The organism is Stieleria sp. (assembly GCF_041595215.1).
GTDB lineage: Bacteria > Planctomycetota > Planctomycetia > Pirellulales > Pirellulaceae > Stieleria > Stieleria magnilauensis.
Window position 1 is genome coordinate 1 of the sequence record NZ_JBFHKV010000965.1, and the last position, 3,323, is coordinate 3,323.

At 57.9% G+C, this 3,323-nt stretch carries 1 protein-coding gene; it reads left to right on the forward strand.

The genetic code is table 11. The annotated features are described in order from the left end of the window. Positions 1 to 2,874: hypothetical protein (locus tag ABX749_RS26885; protein WP_372898727.1), on the forward strand; the 2,874-nt coding region annotated here is incomplete at its 5' end. Between the last annotated feature and the right edge of the window lie 449 nt (positions 2,875 to 3,323).

A 3,323-nucleotide genomic window follows, 5' to 3' on the forward strand; every position in this document is an offset into this window, starting at 1 on the left:
ATCGTCGCTGAGACGACGACGGCCTACGGTGGGACGTTGTCGGGGTTCAACGCATCAATCCAGTTCAACAGCACCGCGCAGGGGGGATCCAATGACAATCTGGGTTGGGTCTCCTCGAGCGCCCGCATCGGCGACCCGGGCGTCGGGCTGCAATCGATCGAAGTCGGCGACTTGTACGTCGAAGACATCGACAACAATGGTGAGTTGGCGGTCAACGCATGGGAATGGACGATTGCGGATTCCGCCGGTTTGACGAATCTCCGTTTTTCCGGATTCGCGTCGGGGACCGGATTGACGGAGGCGACGTCGGGAAGTGAAGAAGGATTGTTGTTCGAGTTGTTTCTTAACGGTAGCACGACCCCGGCAAATTCCACGACCGTCTCGGGCCCCGAGTTGGACAATTGGTACCTCGGTCGAGACGCCAACAATGTCAATTTGACTGACCCCGGCGGTGCGACGGTGACCACCGCAACGGTTCGATTGTCGTTCGGCAATTCGACGTTTCCAGGTTTCCCCAACGAGTCCACCGAAGCGTTTGTCGTCGGTGCGACGTTGTCGGCTGATCTAAGTGCCGGCACGGCACAATTGGTTGACGCCGGTCGTGAATTGCACAAGACCGATGGGACGACCGGTGGTACCGAGATCGTCAAAGACATTGTTCCGATGGGCAGTTCCAATCCGTTTCAATTGACCCAGGTCGGCGGCAAGTTATTCTTCGCCGCCGATGACGTCCTTGTCGACGGTTTGGAACTTTGGTGGTCCGATGGAACCGAAGAAGGCACGGTGCAAGTCATCGACTCGTTGCCGGGCAATGACCTGTATGGTGCTCCGCTGGATGGTGCACCGAGGTTGTTCGGTGAACTGAATGGCAACTTGTTGTTTACGACAACCGATTTGGCACGCGACCGTGAATTGTGGATCACCGACGGCAATCCGTTGAACACCGAAACGCTGGTCAATCTGAATCCATCGACCGCTGACGCCGACGTCAGAGATCTGGTTCCATTCGGTACGGACATTTATTTTGTCGCCGATGACGGGCTCAACGGCGAAGCGATTTGGAAAGCGGATACCGTGGCCGGAACGGTTGAACTGTTCGAAGACATTTCTCCGTCAAGCACCGACCGGATCTCGACGCTGACGGTGTACAGCGCCCTGACCGAGCAAGTCGTTTTCTACAACAACTCGCTCGGCACCGAGGGAGGCGTTTATCTGACCGACCCGAATGGTCCGACGCGACAGTTGTCCGATCGGCGGCCCGTCCCGCTGGATGAAGACGGGACGGTGTTTGTGATTTCCAACGGGCTGATTTACTTCGTGGCCGATGACGGGGTCAGCGGGAACGAGTTGTGGAAAAGCGATGGCAGCGGTCCGGCCGAGAGGGTCTGGGACTTGATCCCGGGCTCGGTGGGAAGCAATCCGATGGAATTGACGGCGCTGGATAGTTTTCTTTACTTCTCTGCCGATACCTCCGCGGAGACGGTGACCGACGGCGTCGATCGCAAGGATATCGGCCGCGAGTTGTTCAGGACCGATGGAACGTCGGTCAGTTTGGTCCAAGACATCAATGCCGTCGTGGATCCGAATGATCTGAATCGCACGTTTGATTCATCACCCGAGGAGTTGACGGTGGTGGGGAGCGAGTTGTTCTTCACCGCAGACAACGGGATCAACGGGCGAGAGTTATGGCGGAGGGATAGCTTGGGGAACACCGCGATCGTTGCGGACATTCGCAGCGGAGGCAACAGCTCGGATCCGGTTGGCTTGACCGAGGTCAACGGGATGCTTTACTTCTCGGCCAACAACGGATCAGACGGATTCGAACCCTACCGTTCCGACGGCACCGGCGGTGGCACCAGCCAGATCGCGAACATCAACTCGGGCGGCGGATCGAGCGACGCCGCCGGTTTCTTTTCCGCACTCGGAGAGGTTTACTTTGCCGCCGATGATGGAACCGTCGGGGAGGAATTGTGGAAGACCAGCGGAGTGGCCGGCAACGCGACGTTGGTGTCCGACATTCAACCCGGCGGCGGCAGCGAGCCGGTGCCGCTGTACGACACCGGCAAGCGATTGCTGTTCAGTGCAGCCGGTACCACCAACAACGACCGCGAGCTGTGGGCGACCGATGGAAGCGACGCCCTGACGTTGTTGGTGGAAGATCTGTATCCGCCGGAGTTCTTTGGCAGCCATCCGGACGAGATCGTCCAGATCGGCGGCAAGTTGTATTTCGTCGCCGAGAACGGACCTTTCGGACGCGAAATGTTTGTACTCGAGGAAGTCTCACCGTCGGTGGTCGATTTACTGGTCGGCGGTGATTCCGGTGCGCCGGTTGAGGAGTCGCAGCGTTCGACAGTGGATCAAGTGACGGTGGTGTTTGACGGCAACGTCGATGTACCGGCCTCGGCGGTTCAGCTGATCAATCGTGACACGCAAACGCAGCTGACGTCGTTGATCGTCGACCGTCGTTTCGAATCGGGACAGACGTTTGTCGAAATCACGTTCGGCAGTGGGCCGTCGGTGGTCGATCGAGACCCGGGTGGAACGACGGGGCTACGAAACTCATTGGCCGACGGCAATTATCAACTGACCTTGCTCGCCGCCCAGATCACATCGCCGATCAGCGGAGCCGTGATGGCCGGGGACTACGACCACGGAGCTGTCGCGGCGGATCGATTTTTTCGGCACTATGGTGATACCGATGGCGACCGCGATGTTGATGGCCAAGACTACGGACGGTTCGGGTTGTCGTTCTTGCAGACGATGGGTGTGTCGGCGTTTGATGAATCGCTCGATTATGACGGCGATGGTGATGTTGACGGCCAGGACTACGGACGGTTTGGTCAACAGTTTTTGAAAACGCTGAGTTTCCAATGAGCGTGAGGCTTTCAGTGTTTTCGCAACGATGCAATCACAAGACTAACGGGTTTGCTCGTGATCAGCGCGGCCGATCGAATGAATTTGGAAACTCGGTTTAGCTGATGGCGCGCGATCGTGGTTGCGCCGGAGAAGAGTTTCGTCGTGAGCATCCGATGGGCGATACACCGTTGATTTCTGCTGAGTCGATTTGATGCAGTTCGCATTTCAGCGTACGGCATACCGCCAGATCCAACCGGGTTTCGAGAGCGCATCGTCGCCGTCATCCACCAACCGCGCACAGAATAAATCCCCCTCACCCCCAGCCCCTCTCCCCCGATTCCTGACTCGCTTAGGCTCGTCAGGAATCGGGGGAGAGGGGAGCCATGGTGTTTCATTTTCGCTTCTCGATTGAGCGGTATTGGGCGCGAGCCCTCCGGTTCCGCGTCTTTGCCAAAACGCTATCGTCC